Origin of the sequence: Tomitella fengzijianii (genome assembly GCF_007559025.1) — a bacterium.
Taxonomy (GTDB): domain Bacteria; phylum Actinomycetota; class Actinomycetes; order Mycobacteriales; family Mycobacteriaceae; genus Tomitella; species Tomitella fengzijianii.
On record NZ_CP041765.1, the window covers coordinates 1207318 to 1225337 of the forward strand.

Annotated in this window: 16 protein-coding genes; 11 read left to right on the top strand and 5 right to left on the bottom strand. The window is 70.7% G+C overall.

The genetic code is table 11. The annotated features are described in order from the left end of the window. The first annotated feature begins 160 nt into the window (after positions 1 to 160). Complete coding sequence (locus FO059_RS05565; protein WP_143907036.1) at positions 161 to 1891, top strand: AMP-binding protein; 1731 nt, start codon at positions 161 to 163, stop codon at positions 1889 to 1891. Next, positions 1888 to 3417 (top strand): class I adenylate-forming enzyme family protein, encoded by a 1530-nt coding sequence (locus FO059_RS05570; RefSeq protein ID WP_158726602.1) that lies wholly within the window; start codon positions 1888 to 1890, stop codon positions 3415 to 3417. The genes FO059_RS05565 and FO059_RS05570 overlap by 4 nt, the downstream gene beginning before the upstream one ends. A gap of 165 nt (positions 3418 to 3582) precedes the next feature. Here FO059_RS05570 and FO059_RS05575 read toward each other — a convergent pair whose 3' ends face one another. The 3 genes from FO059_RS05575 to FO059_RS05585 all read right to left on the bottom strand — a co-directional run bounded on the left by FO059_RS05575 (position 3583) and on the right by FO059_RS05585 (position 7640). Further along, the gene (locus FO059_RS05575) at positions 3583 to 5055 is read right to left on the bottom strand and encodes an HNH endonuclease signature motif containing protein (protein WP_158726601.1); all 1473 of its coding nucleotides are present in this window, start codon (positions 5053 to 5055) and stop codon (positions 3583 to 3585) included. 189 nt (positions 5056 to 5244) lie between these two features. Beyond that, entirely contained in the window at positions 5245 to 6846 is a 1602-nt protein-coding gene (locus FO059_RS05580; protein WP_143907042.1) for an AMP-binding protein, read from the bottom strand. Then, positions 6846 to 7640, bottom strand: coding sequence for an SDR family oxidoreductase (locus tag FO059_RS05585; RefSeq protein ID WP_143907044.1), 795 nt, complete (start codon positions 7638 to 7640; stop codon positions 6846 to 6848). The genes FO059_RS05580 and FO059_RS05585 overlap by 1 nt, the downstream gene beginning before the upstream one ends. A gap of 194 nt (positions 7641 to 7834) precedes the next feature. Between FO059_RS05585 and FO059_RS05590 the strand changes: the two genes are divergently transcribed. Beyond that, positions 7835 to 8596 carry an SDR family NAD(P)-dependent oxidoreductase gene (locus FO059_RS05590; protein ID WP_143907046.1) on the top strand — a complete coding sequence of 254 codons (762 nt, stop codon included), beginning with the start codon at positions 7835 to 7837 and terminating at the stop codon, positions 8594 to 8596. Between the two features lie 61 nt (positions 8597 to 8657). On the opposite strand, the gene FO059_RS05595 is transcribed toward FO059_RS05590, so the two are convergent. Further along, entirely contained in the window at positions 8658 to 9335 is a 678-nt protein-coding gene (locus tag FO059_RS05595) for a GerMN domain-containing protein (protein WP_143907048.1), read from the bottom strand. Positions 9336 to 9476: 141 nt separating this feature from the next. On the opposite strand from FO059_RS05595, the gene FO059_RS05600 reads away from it, so the two are divergent. From FO059_RS05600 to FO059_RS05635, 8 genes are all read left to right on the top strand, one after another. Continuing rightward, positions 9477 to 10175: a hypothetical protein gene (locus FO059_RS05600; RefSeq protein WP_143907050.1), complete on the top strand. Its 699-nt coding sequence runs from the start codon at positions 9477 to 9479 to the stop codon at positions 10173 to 10175. Positions 10176 to 10181: 6 nt separating this feature from the next. Continuing rightward, positions 10182 to 10523: a hypothetical protein gene (locus FO059_RS05605; protein ID WP_143907052.1), complete on the top strand. Its 342-nt coding sequence runs from the start codon at positions 10182 to 10184 to the stop codon at positions 10521 to 10523. 478 nt (positions 10524 to 11001) lie between these two features. Beyond that, complete coding sequence (rsgA, locus tag FO059_RS05610; RefSeq protein ID WP_233266920.1) at positions 11002 to 12054, top strand: ribosome small subunit-dependent GTPase A; 1053 nt, start codon at positions 11002 to 11004, stop codon at positions 12052 to 12054. A 68-nt stretch (positions 12055 to 12122) separates the two neighbouring features. Beyond that, on the top strand, positions 12123 to 12638 hold the full coding sequence (locus FO059_RS05615) for a GNAT family N-acetyltransferase (RefSeq protein ID WP_143907056.1): 516 nt from the start codon (positions 12123 to 12125) through the stop codon (positions 12636 to 12638). Between the two features lie 360 nt (positions 12639 to 12998). Next, positions 12999 to 14501: a CoA-acylating methylmalonate-semialdehyde dehydrogenase gene (locus FO059_RS05620; RefSeq protein ID WP_143907058.1), complete on the top strand. Its 1503-nt coding sequence runs from the start codon at positions 12999 to 13001 to the stop codon at positions 14499 to 14501. Between the two features lie 26 nt (positions 14502 to 14527). Beyond that, on the top strand, positions 14528 to 15661 hold the full coding sequence (locus FO059_RS05625; RefSeq protein ID WP_143910478.1) for an acyl-CoA dehydrogenase family protein: 1134 nt from the start codon (positions 14528 to 14530) through the stop codon (positions 15659 to 15661). A 55-nt stretch (positions 15662 to 15716) separates the two neighbouring features. Continuing rightward, on the top strand, positions 15717 to 16610 hold the full coding sequence (mmsB, locus tag FO059_RS05630; protein WP_143907060.1) for a 3-hydroxyisobutyrate dehydrogenase: 894 nt from the start codon (positions 15717 to 15719) through the stop codon (positions 16608 to 16610). 4 nt (positions 16611 to 16614) lie between these two features. Continuing rightward, a complete protein-coding gene (locus tag FO059_RS05635; RefSeq protein WP_143907062.1) occupies positions 16615 to 17391 on the top strand; it encodes an enoyl-CoA hydratase in 777 nt (258 codons plus the stop codon). A 30-nt stretch (positions 17392 to 17421) separates the two neighbouring features. On the opposite strand, the gene FO059_RS05640 is transcribed toward FO059_RS05635, so the two are convergent. Next, positions 17422 to 17946, bottom strand: a complete 525-nt coding sequence (locus FO059_RS05640) for a gamma carbonic anhydrase family protein (RefSeq protein ID WP_143907065.1) — start codon at positions 17944 to 17946, stop codon at positions 17422 to 17424. Positions 17947 to 18020: the final 74 nt, after the last annotated feature.

Here is an 18020-nt window from a genome sequence, read left to right on the forward strand (position 1 = left end):
GGTGCCGACAGTGTGCCGTGCCGTACCCGTGATGCGGCGCGGAATCTTCCGATGATCGGGACATCGCACCCCCGGCACGGACAGGCGGCTAGCTTCAGAGTAAGAGTGCCCGTGCCGCGACCGCAGGGCGCCCGTCCGAGAACGGTCACCTGGAAGGGGAATGAGAGTGGCGGAATCCGGGCGGGAAGGCGGCGCTGCGGCGCGAGTCGACCGCACGACCATCGCGCAACTGCTGCTGGACCGTGCAGACGATCCGCACCCCGGGGTCCGCACCCGTGAACGCACCTGGTCGTGGGCGGAGACGGTGCGCGAAAGCGCTGCCCGAGGCGCGTTGGCCGCCGCCGCTTTAGCCGAAGGTCCGCGCCACATCGGCGTCCTGCTGGACAACGATCCGGAATACCTGTTCTGGCTCGGCGGCGCGGCGTTGACCGGGGCCGCGATCGTCGGCATCAACTCCACCCGCAGGGGAAGCATGCTCGAGGCGGAGATCCGCTTCGCCGACTGCCGGATCATCGTCACCGACACCGCCGGGCTCGCGCTGCTCGAGGGGCTCGACGTCGGCGTGCCGTCCGACCGGATCTTCGTCGTCGACGGTCCCGGTTACGCGGAGGCCGTCGACGCGCATCGCGGACCGGTGGAGGGCGGTGTGCAGGCGGATCCGGCAGCCGGCGAGGACTCGCTGATGCTGCTCCTGTTCACCTCCGGCACCACCGGCATGTCGAAGGCCGTCAAGTGCAGCCAGGGCAGGCTGGCCCGCCTCGGCTACCAGTTGGGCCGCAAGTTCGAGGTGGGGCGTGAGGACGTCTGCTACTGCTGCATGCCGCTGTTCCACGGGAACGCGTTGATGTCGCTGTGGGCGCCGGCGCTCGCGGCCGGGGCGACAGTGTGCCTCACGCCCAAGTTCACCGCGTCCGGCTTCCTCGGCGATGTCAGGTACTTCGGCGCCACGTTCTTCACGTATGTCGGCAAGGCGCTCGGGTACCTGATGCTCACGCCCGAGCGGCCCGACGACGCGGACAACACGCTCACCCACGGGTTCGGCACCGAGGCGTCGCCGGACGACCAGGCCGAGTTCCGCCGCCGCTTCGGCGCCGTGCTCTACGAGGGCTACGGCTCGTCGGAGGGCTCCGGCAGCGTGCGCAGGGCGCCCGACGCGCCGGAGGGGGCGCTCGGCCGGCCGGCGCACGACGACATCGTCATCGTCGACCCGGACACGCTCGAGGCGAAGAAGCCCGCGCTCCTGGACGGATACGGGCGGGTGCAGAACCCGGACGAGGCGATCGGCGAGATCGTCGACAAGCGGGGCGCCCGCGCATTCGAGGGCTACTACAAGAACGACGCCGCCGACGCGGAACGGCTGAGGCACGGCTGGTACTGGACCGGGGACCTCGGCTACGTCGACGACGGCGGGTTCATGTACTTCGCCGGGCGCAAGGGCGACTGGATCCGGGTCGACGGGGAGAACACCTCGGCGCTGCTGATCGAGCGGATCCTGCGCCGGCATCCCCAGGTCGCCACCGCCGTCGCTTTCGCGGTGCCCGACCCGCGCTCCGGCGACCAGGTGATGGCCGCCGTGGAGATCGAGCCCGGCGCGGAGTTCGACGCCGACGAGTTCGTGGGCTTCCTCGCCGCCCAGAACGACCTGGGGACCAAGGCCACTCCCCGGCTGCTGCGCGTGTCGCGGGGCCTGCCGACGACGGGATCCAACAAGGTCCAGAAGAAGGTCGTCGCCCAGCAGGCATGGCGGTGCGATGAACCCGTCTACCGGTGGGCCGGCCGAGGGGCTGTGGACTACGAACTGATGACGAACGAGCAGATGGACGCGCACGAGGCGGAGTTCGCGGAGCACGGGCGCGTGCGCCTGCTGCCGCCGGGGGCGGTGGGGGCGTGAACCTGGCCCGGCTGCTGGAGGACTCGGCCGGGCGCGGCGACGCCGAGTACCTGGTGGCGGACGGCCAAAGGGTGGGATTCCGCGAAAACCATGAGCGTGCGCACGCGCTCGCAGCAGCGTTGCGCCGCGAGTACGGGATCGGCCGGGGAGACCGGGTGGCGATCCTCGCCGCGAACGGGATTCCCTGGATCACCGCGTTCTGGGCGGTGACGGCGCTGGGCGGGGTCGCCGTGGCGATGAACGCGCGGTGGGCGGCGCCGGAGGTGGAGCATGCGCTCCGGCTGACCGAGCCCGCGCTCGTGCTTGCGGATGAACGACGGCGCCGGCTCATGCCTCGCACCGGCGACGATGCCGTGCCGGTGTGCGCGATCGAGTCCGTCGAGACGATGGTGGCGGCCGGCGCGGGCGGCGTCGTATCCGGCGGGTTGCGTGCGCAGTCGGAGGATCCGGCGACGATCCTGTTCACCTCGGGCACCACAGGCAGGGCCAAGGGGGTCGTGCACCCGCAGCGGAGCCTGATCGCCACCGTCGACCACCAGCGCGCGTCCCGCGTCGACGACCCGGCCCCGCGGCGCTATCTGCTCGCCACCCCGCTGTTCCACGTGGCCGCGCTGCACAATCTGACGGTGCCGCGGCTGGTGGTCGGCGATGCGGCGGTGCTGTGGGAGGGACGGTTCGACATCGACGGCGTGACGCGACTGATCGAGGGGGAGTCGGTGACGCACTGGAGCGCGGTGCCGACGATGGCGGCGCGGCTGCTCGACCTGCTCGAGGAGCATCCGGAAGCCGCGGAGCGGTTGCGGACCCTGCGGGCGTTGTCACTGATCACCGCCCCCGCGTCGCCCGCGATGCAGGACAGGCTGCGGGCGCTGGTGCCGACTGTGCGGACCTCGCTCGCCGCCACCTACGGCCTCACGGAGACGGCATGCCCGGTCACCGCGGCCACGGACTCGGACCTGGCGGCGGATCCGCTGTGCGTCGGCACTCCGGTGCCGCGGATGGAAGTGCAGATCCGCGAGGGGCGGCGCCCCGCCGCCGGCGTGGGCGAGATCTGGGCCCGCGGGCCGCACCTGATGAGTGGATACTGGCGTGACCGCGAGGCGACCGGCGCGGCGTTCGACGCGGACGGTTGGTTGCGGACCGGGGACGTGGGCGAGTTCGTCGAAGGCCGGCTCCGGGTGCACAGCCGCCGCACGGATCTGATCATCCGCGGCGGCGAGAACGTCTACCCGGCCGAGGTGGAGGCCGTCGTCGAGTCGCATCCGGCGGTGGCCGAGTGCATGGTGCACGGCGCCGCGCATCCGGAATGGGGCCAGGAGGTGTGCGCGGTGGTCGTGCCGGCGGACTGGAGTGCCGGCACGCTAGGGGGTGCGGATCCGGCGCTGCCCGACGGTCTTGTCCGGTTCGCCTCCGAACGGCTCGCCGCCTACAAGGTGCCCGTCCGGTGGACGGTGCGGGACGCGCCGCTGCCACGCAACGCCTCCGGCAAGGTGGTGCGCGGCGAGGTGCTCCGGCGCGGAGCGTGATTCGGAGTCGGACGTGCGGCATCGCCGGGTGTGCTCCGGCACAGACCTGGCGTGGTCCTTCCTGCTGGGCCCGGGCCGTGGCCGGGTGACGGGCATGCGTCGACCACGCGCATCGATCTGCGCGCGACGCACATCGCGAGGTGGCCGACGCGGTCGACCGCGGTGCTATTCCGGGGGCGGCTGGGCGCCACCGTCGGAGTCGATCCATTGCAGTGACAGCGAGTGTCCGGCCGGCGCCCGGAACCGCGGCCGTCTCGTAGCGGCGTCGACCTTGACCGTCCACCCGTGATGGTGCACCGACCGGTGGTGCTCGGTGCACAGACCGACGAGGTTGTCCATATCGGTGGGGCCGCCGTCCGCCCAGTGGTGCACGTGGTGCGCGACGCACCAGGCGGGCGGGCGGTCGCACCGGGGGAAGGCGCAGCCGTGGTCGCGGGCGGCGAGTGCGCGGCGCTGCGCCACCGTCGCCAGGCGCCGGCTGCGGCCGACGTTCAACGGCGCGCCGTGGCCGTCGACGCCGACCGGGGTGACCGCGGCGTCGCAAGCCAGGCGCCGCGCGGCGGAGACCGGCAGGGCGGCGAACCAGTCGGTCATGCCGTGGGGCAGGTTGTCGAACACCTCCCCGTACCGGCCGGCGGAGATCAGCCCCGCGCGCACGTCGTGATCGGCGTCGGTGTCCGCGAGGTCGCGAAGCCCGATGTGCACCGACAGCGTCGTACCGGTGCCGGCTCCGCCGCCGAAGTCGTGCATGCCGCCCGCTGCTCCGGCACCGCCGCGCGCAGGTTCCGCTCCGGGCGACTCCTGCGCGTCGGCGGCGGAGCACGTGGTGTGTCGGCGCAGGTATTCGGCGAGCCCGTCGGCCCGGCGTTTGGAGGCGCTGCGGCGGTCGCTCGTGCCGTCCGGCTCGGGCCGCGGCGCGGAGTACGGCGACAGGGCGACGCTCAGCCGCTCGCCGGTCTCGGCGTCGAGATCGCCGCGCAGCACGTAGCGTCCGCCGAGGGTGCGGGACAGGAAAAGGGTGTTGCGGGTGGTGTCGTCGCCGCCGAAGGTGTCGCTGCGGCGGCGCAGCGGCCAGGGGACGCCCTGCCCGCTCTCATCGCCGCCGGCCGCAGAGCCGCCGTCCCCGCCGCCGGAATCGTCCCCGCCGCCGCCGTCGGAGTGTTCGCCTGTGGGTCCCGCCTCGGGATCGACGGGCGGCTCGGTGTAGTGCTCACGGATGCCGTCGATCGTGGCGGACAGCTCGGCCTGCTTGTGGGTGCGCACGAACTCGACGAGCACCGACTCGGCGGTGGCGACCTCGTCGGCGGGCATGTCCGGCGGCGGGTCGTCGAGGAAGTCCATGATCAGCGTCGCGGCGGGCTTGGAGATCTGCTCACCCGCGTAGGCCTCGAACACGAGCGGCCTGTCATGCAGACGCCGGGCGAAGGCGACCAGGTTGCGCGCCAGGTACAGGGACATCGTGGTGCGTTCTGCGACCATGCTCGCGACGTGGGCCGGATTGCCGACGTCGCTGCCGCGTCCCGAAAGCTCGGCGATCAGGCGCAGCATCTCGACCTCGCGGGCGAACAGCGAGTGGACGGCGTCGTCGAGGCCTTCGACGAGTTCCGGCTCGGTGCGGCGCCACAGGCTCGCGGTCATCGGTGAGGCCGAAGCCCCGCCCGCGCCGGTGTTGCGGCCCCGCCTGCGCCCCATCGTTCCGCCCCCCGGTTTCCTTCTGCAGCCCCCCGCTGCAGAATCCACCATACGGGAACGATTGTTCGATGTCATGGAATTGACGAACACAAAATCGAATCGACGTTCGATGACGTCCGGGCATTCCGCGACTGCTTACATCTCGCGGAAGGCGAGCTCCTTGCCGTCGCGGACGAACACCCGGTCCGTCACGTCGTGCCCCTCCGCCTGCAGCTGCCGCTTGATCACCTTGCTGGTCGTGGTGCGGGGGAGGGCCGCGGAGATGCGCACGTACTTCGGCGCCCACTTGGTACCCAGGTCCGGCTGCTCTGCCAGGAACAGGCCGAAGGCGTCCGGTTCGAACTCGACGCCCGGGTAGAGCTCCACCGCGACCATGACCTGGTCGCCCACCGCCTCGTCGGGAACGGCGTACACCGCGACGTGGTTGAAGGCGGGGAAGCGGGCCACGATGCGTTCGACCGGGGCGGCCGCGAAGTTCTCGCCGTCCACGCGCAGACGGTCGGAGGTGCGGCCGGCGAAGTACCAGTACCCGTCGGCATCGCGGTACGCCATGTCGCCGGACCAGAGGATGCCGTGCCGCACGCGCTCCTCGTCGGCCTCCTGGTTGCCGTAGTAGCCCTCGAACTGGTTCACATTGCGGGTGTTGGCGATCTCCCCGATCGCCTTCTCCGCGTTGATCAGACGACCCTGCCCGTCGAACTCGGCGCGTGGGCATTCCTCGAGCGTGTCGGGGTCGATGACTGCGGTGCCCTCGTCGGCCAGCCCCAGCGACCCGGCGGGCATTCCTGGGATCCTGTTGATCCGCATCCCGCCCTCGGAGGTGCCGTACGAGTCGATCACCTCGCACCCGAAACGCCGCGAGAACGTGTCGATGTCCTTCTCGTTCGCCTCGTTGCCGAAGGCGATCCGCAGCGGGTTGTCGGCATCGTCGGGGCTCTCGGGGGTGGCCAGGATGTAGTTGAGCGGCTTGCCCACGTAGTTGAAGAACGTGGCCTTGTAGCGTCGGATGTCGTCCAGCCACGCCGAGGCGGAGAACTTCCTGCGCAGCGCGATGCAGCCGCCGGCGCTGACGGCGGGGGCGATACCGGCCATGATGGCGTTCGAGTGGAACATCGGCATGGCGACGTAGAAGACGTCGTCGGCGCCGAGGCCCCGGCGCTCCTGCTGCTGGCGGGAGATGGTGCCCAGACGGCCCTGCGAGCAGATCACCGCCTTGGGGGCGGAGGTGGTGCCGGAGGTGAACACGAGCGAGAAGATCGTCGCCGGATCGGGAAGTGCAAACCCGCCGCCACCGCGTTGTGCGGACAGCAGATCGCCGAATCCGGGCGCGTCGCTGGTGAGGATGCGCTCGGGCGGGCAGGTGAGTTCGACGCCGTCGAGGAGCGGCCGGTGCGCCTGATCGGTGACGATGAGTTGGATGTCGGTGAAGTCGATGTCACGCACAAGTTCGGCGCCGCGGCGGGTGGGGTTGATGCCCACGATGGTGGCCCCGGACAGGCCGGCGGCGAGGACCCAGAACAGGTTCTCCGGCGAGTTCTCCATGAGCAGGCCGATGTGCCACGGCCCGTCCACCCGCATGCTCCGGGCGAGTTCCGCCCGCGCCTGCGCTTCGGCGACGACCTCGCGCCACGACCATTCGCGGTCCTCGAACCGCAGGCCGGGGTTGTCGTCCTCCGCACGCGCCGCGATGAGCGACGCGAACGGGTCGGCCTTCGTCCAGATCGTGTCGGTGCGCATCAGCGGGCCTCCTCGCCGCGGGTGACCAGGTAGCGGCCCGGGAACTCGCCGCCGCCGTGTACGGCCAGGTCGGTCCCGGTCAGGTAGGACGCGAGGTCGCTGCTGAAGAACAGGCACGCCTTCGCCACGTCCTCGGGCACCGCCATCCGCTGCATGGGAATGATCGACGCCACCGCCGCGCCGCCGTCGTCGCCGTAGACCTCGGCGGCGGCCTCCGTGCGGATGAGGCCGGTGGTGATGTGGTTGACGCGCACCTTCGGCGCCCATTCGAGCGCCAGGGCCTGGCTGAACATGAGCAGGCCCGCCTTGGCGGCCGAGTACGCGGCCGTGCCGGGCTGGGGGTCGTGCGCGGAGACGCTGCCGATGTTGATGATGGACCCGCCCGAGTCCTGCTGCTGCATGACGGCGTTGGCCGCCTGCGCCAGGTAGAACGGGGCGAGCATGTTCAGTGCCACGATCTTGTCGACGAATCGGGTGGACACAGTGGCGGAGTCGGCGTCGGGGGAGCCGCCGGCGTTGTTGACGAGGATGTCCAGGCGGCCGTGGCTCTGCTCGACGTCCTGCACCATCGCCTTGGCGCTCTCCGCGTCGCGCACGTCCAGGGCACGGAACTGCGCGGTGCGGCCGCCCGCGGCGGGCAGCGATTCCGGTTCGGTCCTGCCGCACACTGTGACCTGGGCCCCGGCGGCCAGCAGCGTCTTTGCGATGACGAAGCCGATGCCCTTGGTGCCGCCGGTGACGATCGCCACCCGGCCGCTCAGATCGATCGTGCTCGTGGGGTCGGGGGAGCTCATGCGGTCCTCGCTTCCGGGCGTCGGCATGCCCTGCGTGCCTGCGTGTTCTGGTGCGTCGCCGTGCAGAGTGCTGCGGAGCTGTGCGTCGGCGTACTCCGTATATCGGGATGAGGCTACCAAGCACTTGCTAGGTTGATTACCCTGGTGGTCACTGAACGGGTAGCTAATACCCACCGACACTTGGGAGCGCATCGATGGGCACATTGGACGGCAAGGTCGCGCTGATCACCGGCGCCGGTCAGGGCGTGGGCGAGGGGATCGCCTTCGCGCTCGCGAAGGAGGGCGCGAGCATCGCGGCGCTGGGACGCACCAAGGCCAAGGTGGACGAGACGGCGGAGGCCATCCGCGCCCTGGGCGGCACCGCGATCGCGGTCGAGTGCGACGTGGCCAAGGAGGACCAGCTGGCGCCGGCGGTCGACGAGGTGGTGACCGCTCTCGGCGGGATCGACATCCTCGTCAACAACGCCAACTACAGCGTCCTGGGTCCCATCGCCCAGATCAAGCGGCACCACGTGGAGAAGGCCCTCGCGGTCGGTCCGCTGGCGGCGCTCTCGCTCATGCAGCTGTGCCATCCGGTGATGAAGGAGCGCGGCGGCGGGGCCGTCATCAATATGGTCACCTCCGCGGCCGTGCGGTGGGACACGTCGAACTACGGCGGATACGCGGCGGCCAAGGAGGCCCTGCGTTCGCTGACGCGCGCGGCCGCCTCGGAGTGGGGGCGCGACAACATCCGCGTCAACGCCGTCGCGCCGCACGCGCTGTCGCCCGGCCTCAAGGGCTGGATCGAGCACAACCCCGAGGAGGCCGCGGAGTTCGTCGCCACCATTCCGATGGGGCGCATCGGCGAGTGCGAGGAGGACATCGGCCGCGCCGTCGCATTCCTCGTCGGCCCCGACGCGCGCTACCTCACGGGTGCGACGATCCCCCTCGACGGGGGGCAGGCCCGCTGGGTGTAGTCGGCCCGCAGCACCTCAGACGGCACCGGCCGGCCCTGATGGGGCCGGCCGGTGCCGTTCGTCATCGCAGCGACAGCGCGACGTCCAGCGGTGTCCCGTCGATGTCGACATCCACCGTGTCCACATTGGGAAACTGCAGCGCCGGCTCGGTGAGCTGCGCGCGGACCCGGGGGATGTCGCATTCGCCGCCCATCGTCAGGTCGCCGGTGAGGTGGACCGTCGCATGGCCGTCGGAGATCGTCGCGGACTGGTACGTGAGGTCGGACGCCGCAAGCGCGTTGTACAGCCCTGACGCGCCGTAATCGCGTTCGCGGGTCCCGAGCTGGGCCCGGTACACCTCACCGAGCGGTGCGATCGTCGTCGTGGTGACAGTGACCGGAACTGCGCTGTCGCCGCAGCCCACCGGCATTCCCGATGCGCCGCCGTCGCCCAACGCGATGAATGTCAGCGAGTGCTGGTGCGACGCGGGGACGCCCGCCGAGGTCCCCGAGTCGGGGGCGCCCGTCGGCGCGGCCTCGGCATCGGGCTCGGCGGATGCGGCCGGGCCGCCCGCCGCCGGCGACTGCGCGGCAGGGGACCGGGTCGCCGGAGGAGTCGCCGCTGAAGCCGCCGGCGAAGCCGTGCCCGGGGCGGGTGCTGCGGTGGACGCGCTCGGGGAGGAGCCGCCGCAGGCCGCGGCAGCCAGCGGCAGTACGGCGGCGGCCGCAACGGCGGCGATGGTGCGTGACGTGCGGTGCATGGCTCGGCTCCTCGATACCTTGTGACCGTGACATCGTGTGCAGCTGCGGCAGCGTTGCGCGCTACGGCCTCATCCCGGCCCGCGCATTGTTCGCTGCGCCCTCTTCGGCCCCGTTCTCGTATGACTGCCGCCAGGTGGCGAGTGACGCTCAGCAACCTTTCGACCACAGGTTGGATCTATCCGCTTTGCTCGCACCTGCCGGTCGCCACGATGTTGTGCGGGGTGGAACTGTCGCGTGGCCGGCTGGCGGAGGCGGTCATGGCCCGTTGCCGCAACGACTTCGTCGAGCCGCCCGCCCCGGCTAAGGTCCGGCGCCTGGTGGGCAAGGCGGTCCGGGACTTCGATACGCGGTTCTGCCGTATTACCGTGGACCACGCGACCCGCTCGCGGCTGGAGGACCTGGTCGCGGGCAGCAAGGACGGCGACGAGGAGCCGACTGAAGACCAGGCGCCGGCCGGGGGGTGGGGCCGGTCGCTCTTCACCGAGCTCAAGGCCGACCCGGGAGCCCCGGGGCTGGAAGGCGTGTTCGCGGAGGTGGACAAGCTCCAGCGGGTACGGAAGCCGGATCTTTGGGCCGACCTGTTCGCGGACGTGTCGGAGAAGAAGGTCGACAAGGAGCTGACCGGCGAGCTGAAGAAGGTGCGGGGCGCGGAGGCGATGATGCTCCGGGTCGCCGAGGCGGCCTTGTCTGAGCCCTCCGGCACGGTCCGCGAGGTGATCTACCCCGTCGTCGGCGGGGAGAAGACGCTCAAGGTCCTCGCCGCAGAGGCCGCGGCGAACGAGGCCAAGTACAAGGCGCGTATCCGCGCCGTGCTGCGATCGGTGTACTCGGCGCGCTGACGGCGGATGCGCACCGCGCTGCTGAAGGCGTTGACGCTCAAGTGCAACAACACCGCCTACCGGCCGGTGATGAACGCCATCGACCTGCTCCAGCGGTACCTGGAGCAGCCGCTGAAGGAGGGTGCGTTCTCGAACTCCGACCTGTTCTCCGGCAAGGACGGTGACCTGACGGGTGCGAACAAGGAGAGCCAGGAGGTCCCGATGCTTGCTCGGCACCTTTTGCAGAGCAGTCTCGTGCATGTCGACCTTGCTCGTTCGTTCAGCAGGTTCTGGCCGATCCGAAGTGGGCGGACACGCTCACCGAGACGGACCGGCGGGGGCTGTCTCCGCCGTTCTGGGCCCATTTGAACCCGTGTGGAAGATTCGAACCGGATATCAACAGCCGTCTCGACCCGGGCCTTGCGGCCACCGGAGCCACGATGCCCGGCCCGCGCGCTCCGCAGGTCGAGGCAGCGGCAGTTCCGGCACGGGAAGCTGTGTCATAGCCCCGGAGCGACTCTTGTCGTGACCGGGTGAGCCGTCACCCGGGGCTCGACAGTCGAATCATGTGATATGCTGCCGAAGGACTTTTCGGCTTGTGACTATTCGAGGGAGGTGAGGTTAATGATCGCGGCAGAGACCGCTGCTGTCGGCAGCGCCCGGACCATCCTCACGTCCCGGGTCCCGGTCTGAATCCGTTTCCCTCCATCCTGCTGTGAGCGTGCTTGCTCGCGCGGTGGTCGTGTGACGTCCTGACGGGGCCCCCATCCAAAGGTCTCTCAAGTTGTCATCCTTCTTCTCCACCTCTTCCACCTCTAGCTCGTCGTCCGGGTCGGCCGGTTCAACGCTGGCCGAATTCGGGTGGGACGATGCGTTCGACCGCGCCTTCGCCGCGCATCGCTCCGCCGGTCTGGTGCCGGCCAGGATCGTGCGTGTGGACCGTGGTCAGTGCGACGTCGCCACCGAGTCCGGCCCGGTACGGGCAGGCTCCTCGGCGGTCGCCTCACCGGATCCCGTCCATTCCCCGTGCACTGGCGACTGGGCCGCCCTGCGCACCGGCTCCGATCCGCAGCTGGTGGCCCTGTTGCCGCGCCGTAGCGCCATCGTGCGCTCCGGCGCCGACCGCTCCTCGCGCGGGCAGGCACTCGCTGCCAACATCGACACCGCGGTCGTCGCCGTCTCGCTCGCGGACCCGCTCAACCCGGGCCGGATCGAGCGGCTGCTCGCGTTGGCGTGGGACAGCGGCGCCCGGCCAGTGCTCGCCCTCACCAAGCAGGACCTTGCGGACCCGTCCGGCGCCGACGCCGTGCAGGCCGAGGTCGCCGCTCTGGCGCCGGGCGTGGACACCGTGGTCACCAGCGCCGCCACCGGTGTGGGCCTGGACGTCCTGACCGCGGTGGCGTACGGCACCACGGTGCTGCTCGGCCCCTCGGGCGCGGGCAAGTCCACGTTGGCCAACGCGCTACTCGGCGACGAAGTCCTGGCGACCGGCGCGGTGCGGGCCCAGGACGGCAAGGGTCGGCACACCACCGTTCACCGCGAACTCCTCCTGCTGCCCGGCGGGGGCGTCCTCATCGACACCCCGGGGCTGCGCGGGATCGGCCTGCAGGACGCCGCCGACGGTCTGGAGCAGGTCTTCGCCGAGATCGAGCAGCTCGCTCAGGAGTGCGCTTTCCGGGACTGCGGCCACGGCGCCGAGCCCGACTGCGCGGTCCAGCGGGCGATCCACACCGGTCAGCTGAGCGAACGCCGCCTGGACAGCTACCGCAAGCTGCTGCGCGAGAGCTCCTGGGCGGCCTCCCGCAGCGACGCCCGCATGCGGGCCGGCCGCACCGACCAGCAGAAATCCATCACCCGGCATCTGCGCGCGACCTATCGCTTCCGCGAGCGTCGGCAGTGACGGCGTACGACCGTGCCACTCAGACCTCCACCCCTCTGTGCCTCTACGAAACGGACCGGCCTCTCCTCATGAACAACCCCCTCACCTGGACCACCCGCCCCGAAACCGCCGACGACATCGCCGCGATCCGTGCGGTCAACCTCGCCGCGTTCCCGACCCCGCTGGAAGCCGACCTGGTCGAGGCCCTGCGCACCGACCCGGCCTGGATTGACGGCCTCTCCCTGGTCGCACAGACCCCGGACGGCACCATCGCAGGCTTCGCGCTGCTGACCCGCTGCCACATCGACGACAGCCCCGCCCTCGTGCTGGGCCCGTGCGCGGTGCTTCCCGCCTACCAGAAGACGGGAGCAGGATCCGCCGCAGTCCGCGCGGCCCTCGACGCCGCCCGCGCCCAGGGCGAGAATCTCGTCACCTGCTTGGGGCACCCCGGCTACTACCCGCGCTTCGGGTTCACCCCGGCCTCACGCCACGGCATCCGCCCCACCTTCGAGGTGCCCGACGAGGCCATGATGGTCCTCGCCCTGGATGTCAATGCTCCCGCCCCGAAGGGCACCATCCACTACCCGGCACCCTTCGGAGTCTGACGGACCCGCATCCGGCCGGCCCATCGCACACGACGGCGATGGGCCGGTGCCGGCCGTGGCGTCCCGCGCGAGTCTCGGCACTCCACCTTCTCTCAAACAGTCCTTTGCGCGAGCAAGATCAAACAGAACCCGACGGAGACCGCCGGGAAGCCGATCTCGTCGAATGCCACCCGCCCACGCGGGCGAGCAGCCGCGCCACCGCCCCGTTGCCATCGCCACCCGCAGTCCCCGCGACGAATGCTCGGTATCGACATAGTAGGTAGTCCTAGTATATTCTCCATGTAGCGGAGGTCACACCTCCGCCCGGCAGCGTCGGCCGTGTTCGCCACGGCCGCATCGGGGAAGGCAGGGAACGGCATCATGGTTCACGAACTCGCGCATTTCATCGGCGGACGTCGGGTGCCCGGCGCAAGCGGGGAGTTCGCCGACGTCTACAACCCGAGCGAGGGCGCGGTGCAGGCCCGGGTGCCGTTGGCGAGCGTCGACGAGGTGTCCGCAGCCGTCGGGGACGCCGCTGCGGCGCAGAAGGAGTGGGCGACGTGGAACCCACAGCGGCGCGCGCGGGTGATGATGAGGTTCGCGCAGCTGGTGCGCGACGATGCCGACGAGCTTGCGCGGCTGCTGGCCTCGGAGCACGGCAAGACCATCGCCGACGCCCACGGCGACGTGGCGCGCGGGCTCGACGTCGTCGAGTTCGCGATGGGTATCCCGCACCTGCTCAAGGGCGAGTACACCGAGGGTGCGGGCACCGGGATCGACGTCTATTCGGTGCGCCAGCCGCTCGGCGTGGTCGCCGGGATCACGCCGTTCAACTTCCCGGCCATGATCCCGCTGTGGAAGGCCGCGCCGGCGATCGCCTGCGGCAACGCGTTCATCCTCAAGCCCTCGGAACGCGACCCCTCCGTGCCACTGCGGCTCGCTGAGCTGTTCATCGAGGCCGGGCTGCCCGCGGGGATCTTCAACGTGGTCAACGGCGACAAGGTGGCGGTGGACGCCATCCTGGAGGATCCGCGCGTCAAGGCGGTGGGCTTCGTCGGTTCGTCGGACATCGCCGAGTACATCTACTCCGGCGCGACCTCGCGGGGCAAGCGCGCACAGTGCTTCGGCGGCGCCAAGAACCACATGATCATCATGCCGGACGCCGACCTCGACGACGTGGCCGACGCGCTGGTCGGCGCCGCCTACGGCTCTGCAGGTGAGCGCTGCATGGCGCTGTCCGTCGCGGTGCCCGTCGGCCAGGAGACCGCGGACCGGTTGCGGGAGAAGCTCATCGCCCGCATGGACAAGCTCCGGATCGGGGCATTCGACGATCCGGACGTGGACTACGGCCCGCTCGTCAGCGCCGCCGCCGTCGACCGTGTGCGCGACTACATCCAGGCAGGGATCGACTCCGGCGCGGAGCTGGTGGTCGACGGTCGCGAGATCACCGTCGCCGGGCACGAGAACGGCTTCTTCCTGGGCAGCACGCTGTTCGACAACGTCACCAAGGACATGTCGATCTACCGGGAGGAGATCTTCGGCCCGGTGCTGTGCATCGTCCGCGCGCACGACTACGAGGAGGCGCTGGATCTGCCGTCGAGCCACGAGTACGGCAACGGGGTGTCGATCTTCACCCGCGACGGCGACACCGCGCGCAACTTCGCGAGCCGCGTGGACACCGGCATGGTCGGCGTCAACGTGCCGATCCCGGTGCCGGTCGCTTACCACACCTTCGGCGGGTGGAAGCGCTCCGGATTCGGCGACCTCAATCAGCATGGGCCGGACTCCATCCGCTTCTACACCAAGACCAAGACGGTCACGCAGCGTTGGCAGACCGGCTTCAAGGAGAACGCCGACCACTTCGTGCTGCCGGTGATGGAATGACGGTGCAGTCGGCGCCGGCGGCGGGTGTGTTCGCGCTCAGCGAGGACGAACGCGCGATCATCGACACCGCACGGGATTTCGCATCCGGAAACGTCGCGCCGCATGCCCTGGACTGGGACCGCGACAAGCACTTCCCGGTGGATGTCATGCGCACGGGCGCCGCGATGGGCCTCGGCGGCATCTACGTCCGTGAGGACGTGGGCGGTTCCGGCCTGCGGCGGGTCGATGCGGCGCGCATCTTCACCGAGATCGCGGCCGCGTGCCCCGCCACCGCGGGCTTCATCTCAATCCACAACATGGTGGCGTGGATGATCGACTCCTACGGGAACGACGAGCAGCGCCGGCGTTGGCTGCCGGGGCTCTGTGCGATGGACCTGCTGGGCAGCTACTGCCTCACCGAACCGGGTGCCGGTTCCGACGCGGCGGCGCTGCGCACGCGTGCGGTGCGCGAGGGCGATCACTACGTCCTCGACGGCGTGAAACAGTTCATCTCCGGTGCGGGGGTCTCCGACGTCTACATCGTCATGGCCCGCACCGGGGAGGCCGGGCCGCGGGGGATCTCCGCCTTCGTCGTCGAGAAGGGCGCAGACGGGCTGAGCTTCGGCGCGAACGAGGCCAAGATGGGGTGGAACTGCCAGCCCACCCGGCAGGTCATCCTGGAGGGCGTCCGCGTTCCGGCGGCGAGCCTCCTGGGCGGAGAGGGCGCGGGCTTCGCCATCGCGATGAACGGGCTCAACGGCGGGCGCATCAACATCGCGGCCTGCTCGCTCGGCGGCGCCCGGGCGGCGTTCGAGAAGTCCGCCGCGTACCTGCGCGAGCGCGAGGCCTTCGGTGCGCTGCTCAGCGGCTCGCCGGTGTTGCAGGCCGAGCTTGCCGACATGGCCACCGGCCTCGAAGCGGCCCGGCTGATGCTGTGGCGCGCAGCGGACGCGCTCGATCACGACGCGCCGGACAAGGTGACTCTGTGCGCGATGGCCAAGAGGTACGTGACCGACACGGGCTTCGAGATCGCGAACAAGGCGCTGCAGCTGCACGGCGGCTACGGCTATCTGAGCGAGTACGGGCTGGAGAAGATCGTGCGCGACCTGCGCGTACATCAGATTCTGGAGGGAACCAACGAGATCATGCGGATGATCGTCGGCAGGACGGTGGCGTCGTGACCGTGGGCGGCGACCCCTCACCCGCGGCCGTGCGCGCCGCTGAAAGGACTGACTCGTGAGCACAATCGCATTTCTGGGCCTGGGGCACATGGGCGGCCCCATGGCGGCCAACCTCGTGCAGGCCGGCCACACCGTCCGCGGCTTCGACCCGGTGCCCGCCGCGCAGGAGGCGGCCGCGTCCGCGGGAGTGGGGATGGAGTCCGCCGCGGCCGACGCGGTCGCCGGTGCGGACATCGTGATCACCATGCTGCCCAACGGGGCTCTGGTGCTGGAGCTGTACGCCGAGATCCTTCCGGCGGCCGGGCCCGGGACTCTGTTCATCGACAGCTCCACGATCGACGTGGCCGACGCGCGGAATGCGCACGACCAGGCGGTGGCCGCAGGACACGCCATGATCGACGCGCCGGTGTCCGGCGGCGTGGTGGGCGCCGAGGCGGGCACGCTCGCGTTCATGGTCGGCGGTGACGAGGCCACGTTCGAGCGCGCCAAGCCGGTTCTGGAGGACATGGGCCGCAAGATCGTGCATTGCGGCGCGCCCGGCAACGGCCAGGCGGCGAAGCTGTGCAACAACATGATCCTCGCGATCTCCATGGACGCGGTCAGCGAGGCTTTCGTCCTGGGCGAGGCACTGGGGCTGTCGCATCAGGCGCTGTACGACGTCGCGTCCAACGCGTCCGGCCAATGCTGGGCGCTCACGACGAACTGCCCTGTGCCCGGCCCGGTGCCGGGAAGCCCCGCCAACCGCGACTACGAGGCGGGTTTCGCGGTGGGACTCATGGCCAAGGACCTGGGGCTGGCGGCGAACGCGCTGCGCGAGCACGGCGTCGCGGGGGAGCTGGGCCTGCGCATGGCCGAGCGCTACGCGGAGATGCGCGACGCGGGCCGCGCCGCCAACGACTTCTCCGACATCATCAACGACATCCGGGACAAGTCCAGGAAGGGAAACTGAACCAGTGGGCGATTACGAGACCATCCTCCTCGACCGCAGCGGCCGCGTCGGTCTGATCACGCTGAACCGGCCGAAGGCCCTCAACGCGCTCAACTCCGCGGTCATGCGCGAGGTGATCGACGCGGTGGCGGGTCTGGACGCGGACCCGGGCATCGGCGCGATCGTCGTCACCGGATCGGAGAAGGCCTTCGCGGCGGGTGCGGACATCAAGGAGATGGCGGACCTGGGCTTCGCCGACGTGCACGGCAGGGAGACCTTCTCCGGGTGGGACGCGCTGACGCGGGCGCGCACCCCGATCATCGCGGCCGTCGCCGGCTACGCGCTGGGCGGCGGGTGCGAGCTGGCGATGATGTGCGACATGATCATCGCCGCCGACACCGCGAAGTTCGGCCAGCCGGAGATCACCCTCGGCGTCATCCCCGGCATGGGCGGCTCGCAGCGGCTGACCCGCGCCGTCGGCAAGGCGAAGGCGATGGACCTGTGCCTGACGGGGCGGCAGATGGGCGCCGACGAGGCGGAGCGCGCCGGCCTGGTGGCGCGCGTGGTGCCGGCGGCCGAGTTGCTCGACACCGCGATGGCGGCGGCGGGCACGATTGCGGGCATGGCGAAGACGACGGCGATCATGGCGAAGGACGCGGTGAACGCGGCCTTCGAGACCACCCTGGCGGAGGGGGTGAAGACCGAACGCCGGATCTTCTACTCCACCTTCGCGACCGACGATCAGACGGAGGGGATGGCCGCGTTCATCGCCAAGCGCAAGCCGGAGTTCAACAAGAGCTGAGCCAGTAGCCGGCACCCGGCCCGGTCGTCATCATTCACCGGCGGGGAGGGCGCCGTCGGCGTGGCGCCGGGCCAGGTCGCGGTAGGTGCGGGGGTTGTTGTCCACCCACCAGACGGCGCTGCCGCTGAGCGGCCCGCGCACCGTCGCCGGTGTGCCCGTGGCGACGGTTTCCGCGGGGATCCGTGTGCCGGGCGTGACGACGGCGCCCGCGGCGACCAGCGCCCGGTCGCCGATCACGGCCCCGTCCTGCACCACCGCGCCGTTGCCGATGAGCGCCTGCGCGCCGACCTCGGCGCCGTGCACCACGCACGAGTGGCCGACGGTGGCGCCCGGGCCGATCACCGTGGCCTCCTCGCCTCCGTGCACCACCGAGCAGTCCTGCACGTTCGCGCCGGCCCGCACGATGATCGGGCCGAAGTCGGCGCGCAGTACGGCGTTGTACCAGACGGATGCACCCTCCTCGACGTGCACGTCGCCGACGAGCGTGGCGGTGGGGGCGATCCACGCGCCGGGATGGACCTCGGGCGAGGCGCCCTCGAAGCTGAACAGCGGCATGTGCGGAATGTAGCGCGTCCGCCGCGGATCGGCACGGACCCTGCCGCGGCGACGACCCTGCCGCGGCGACGACC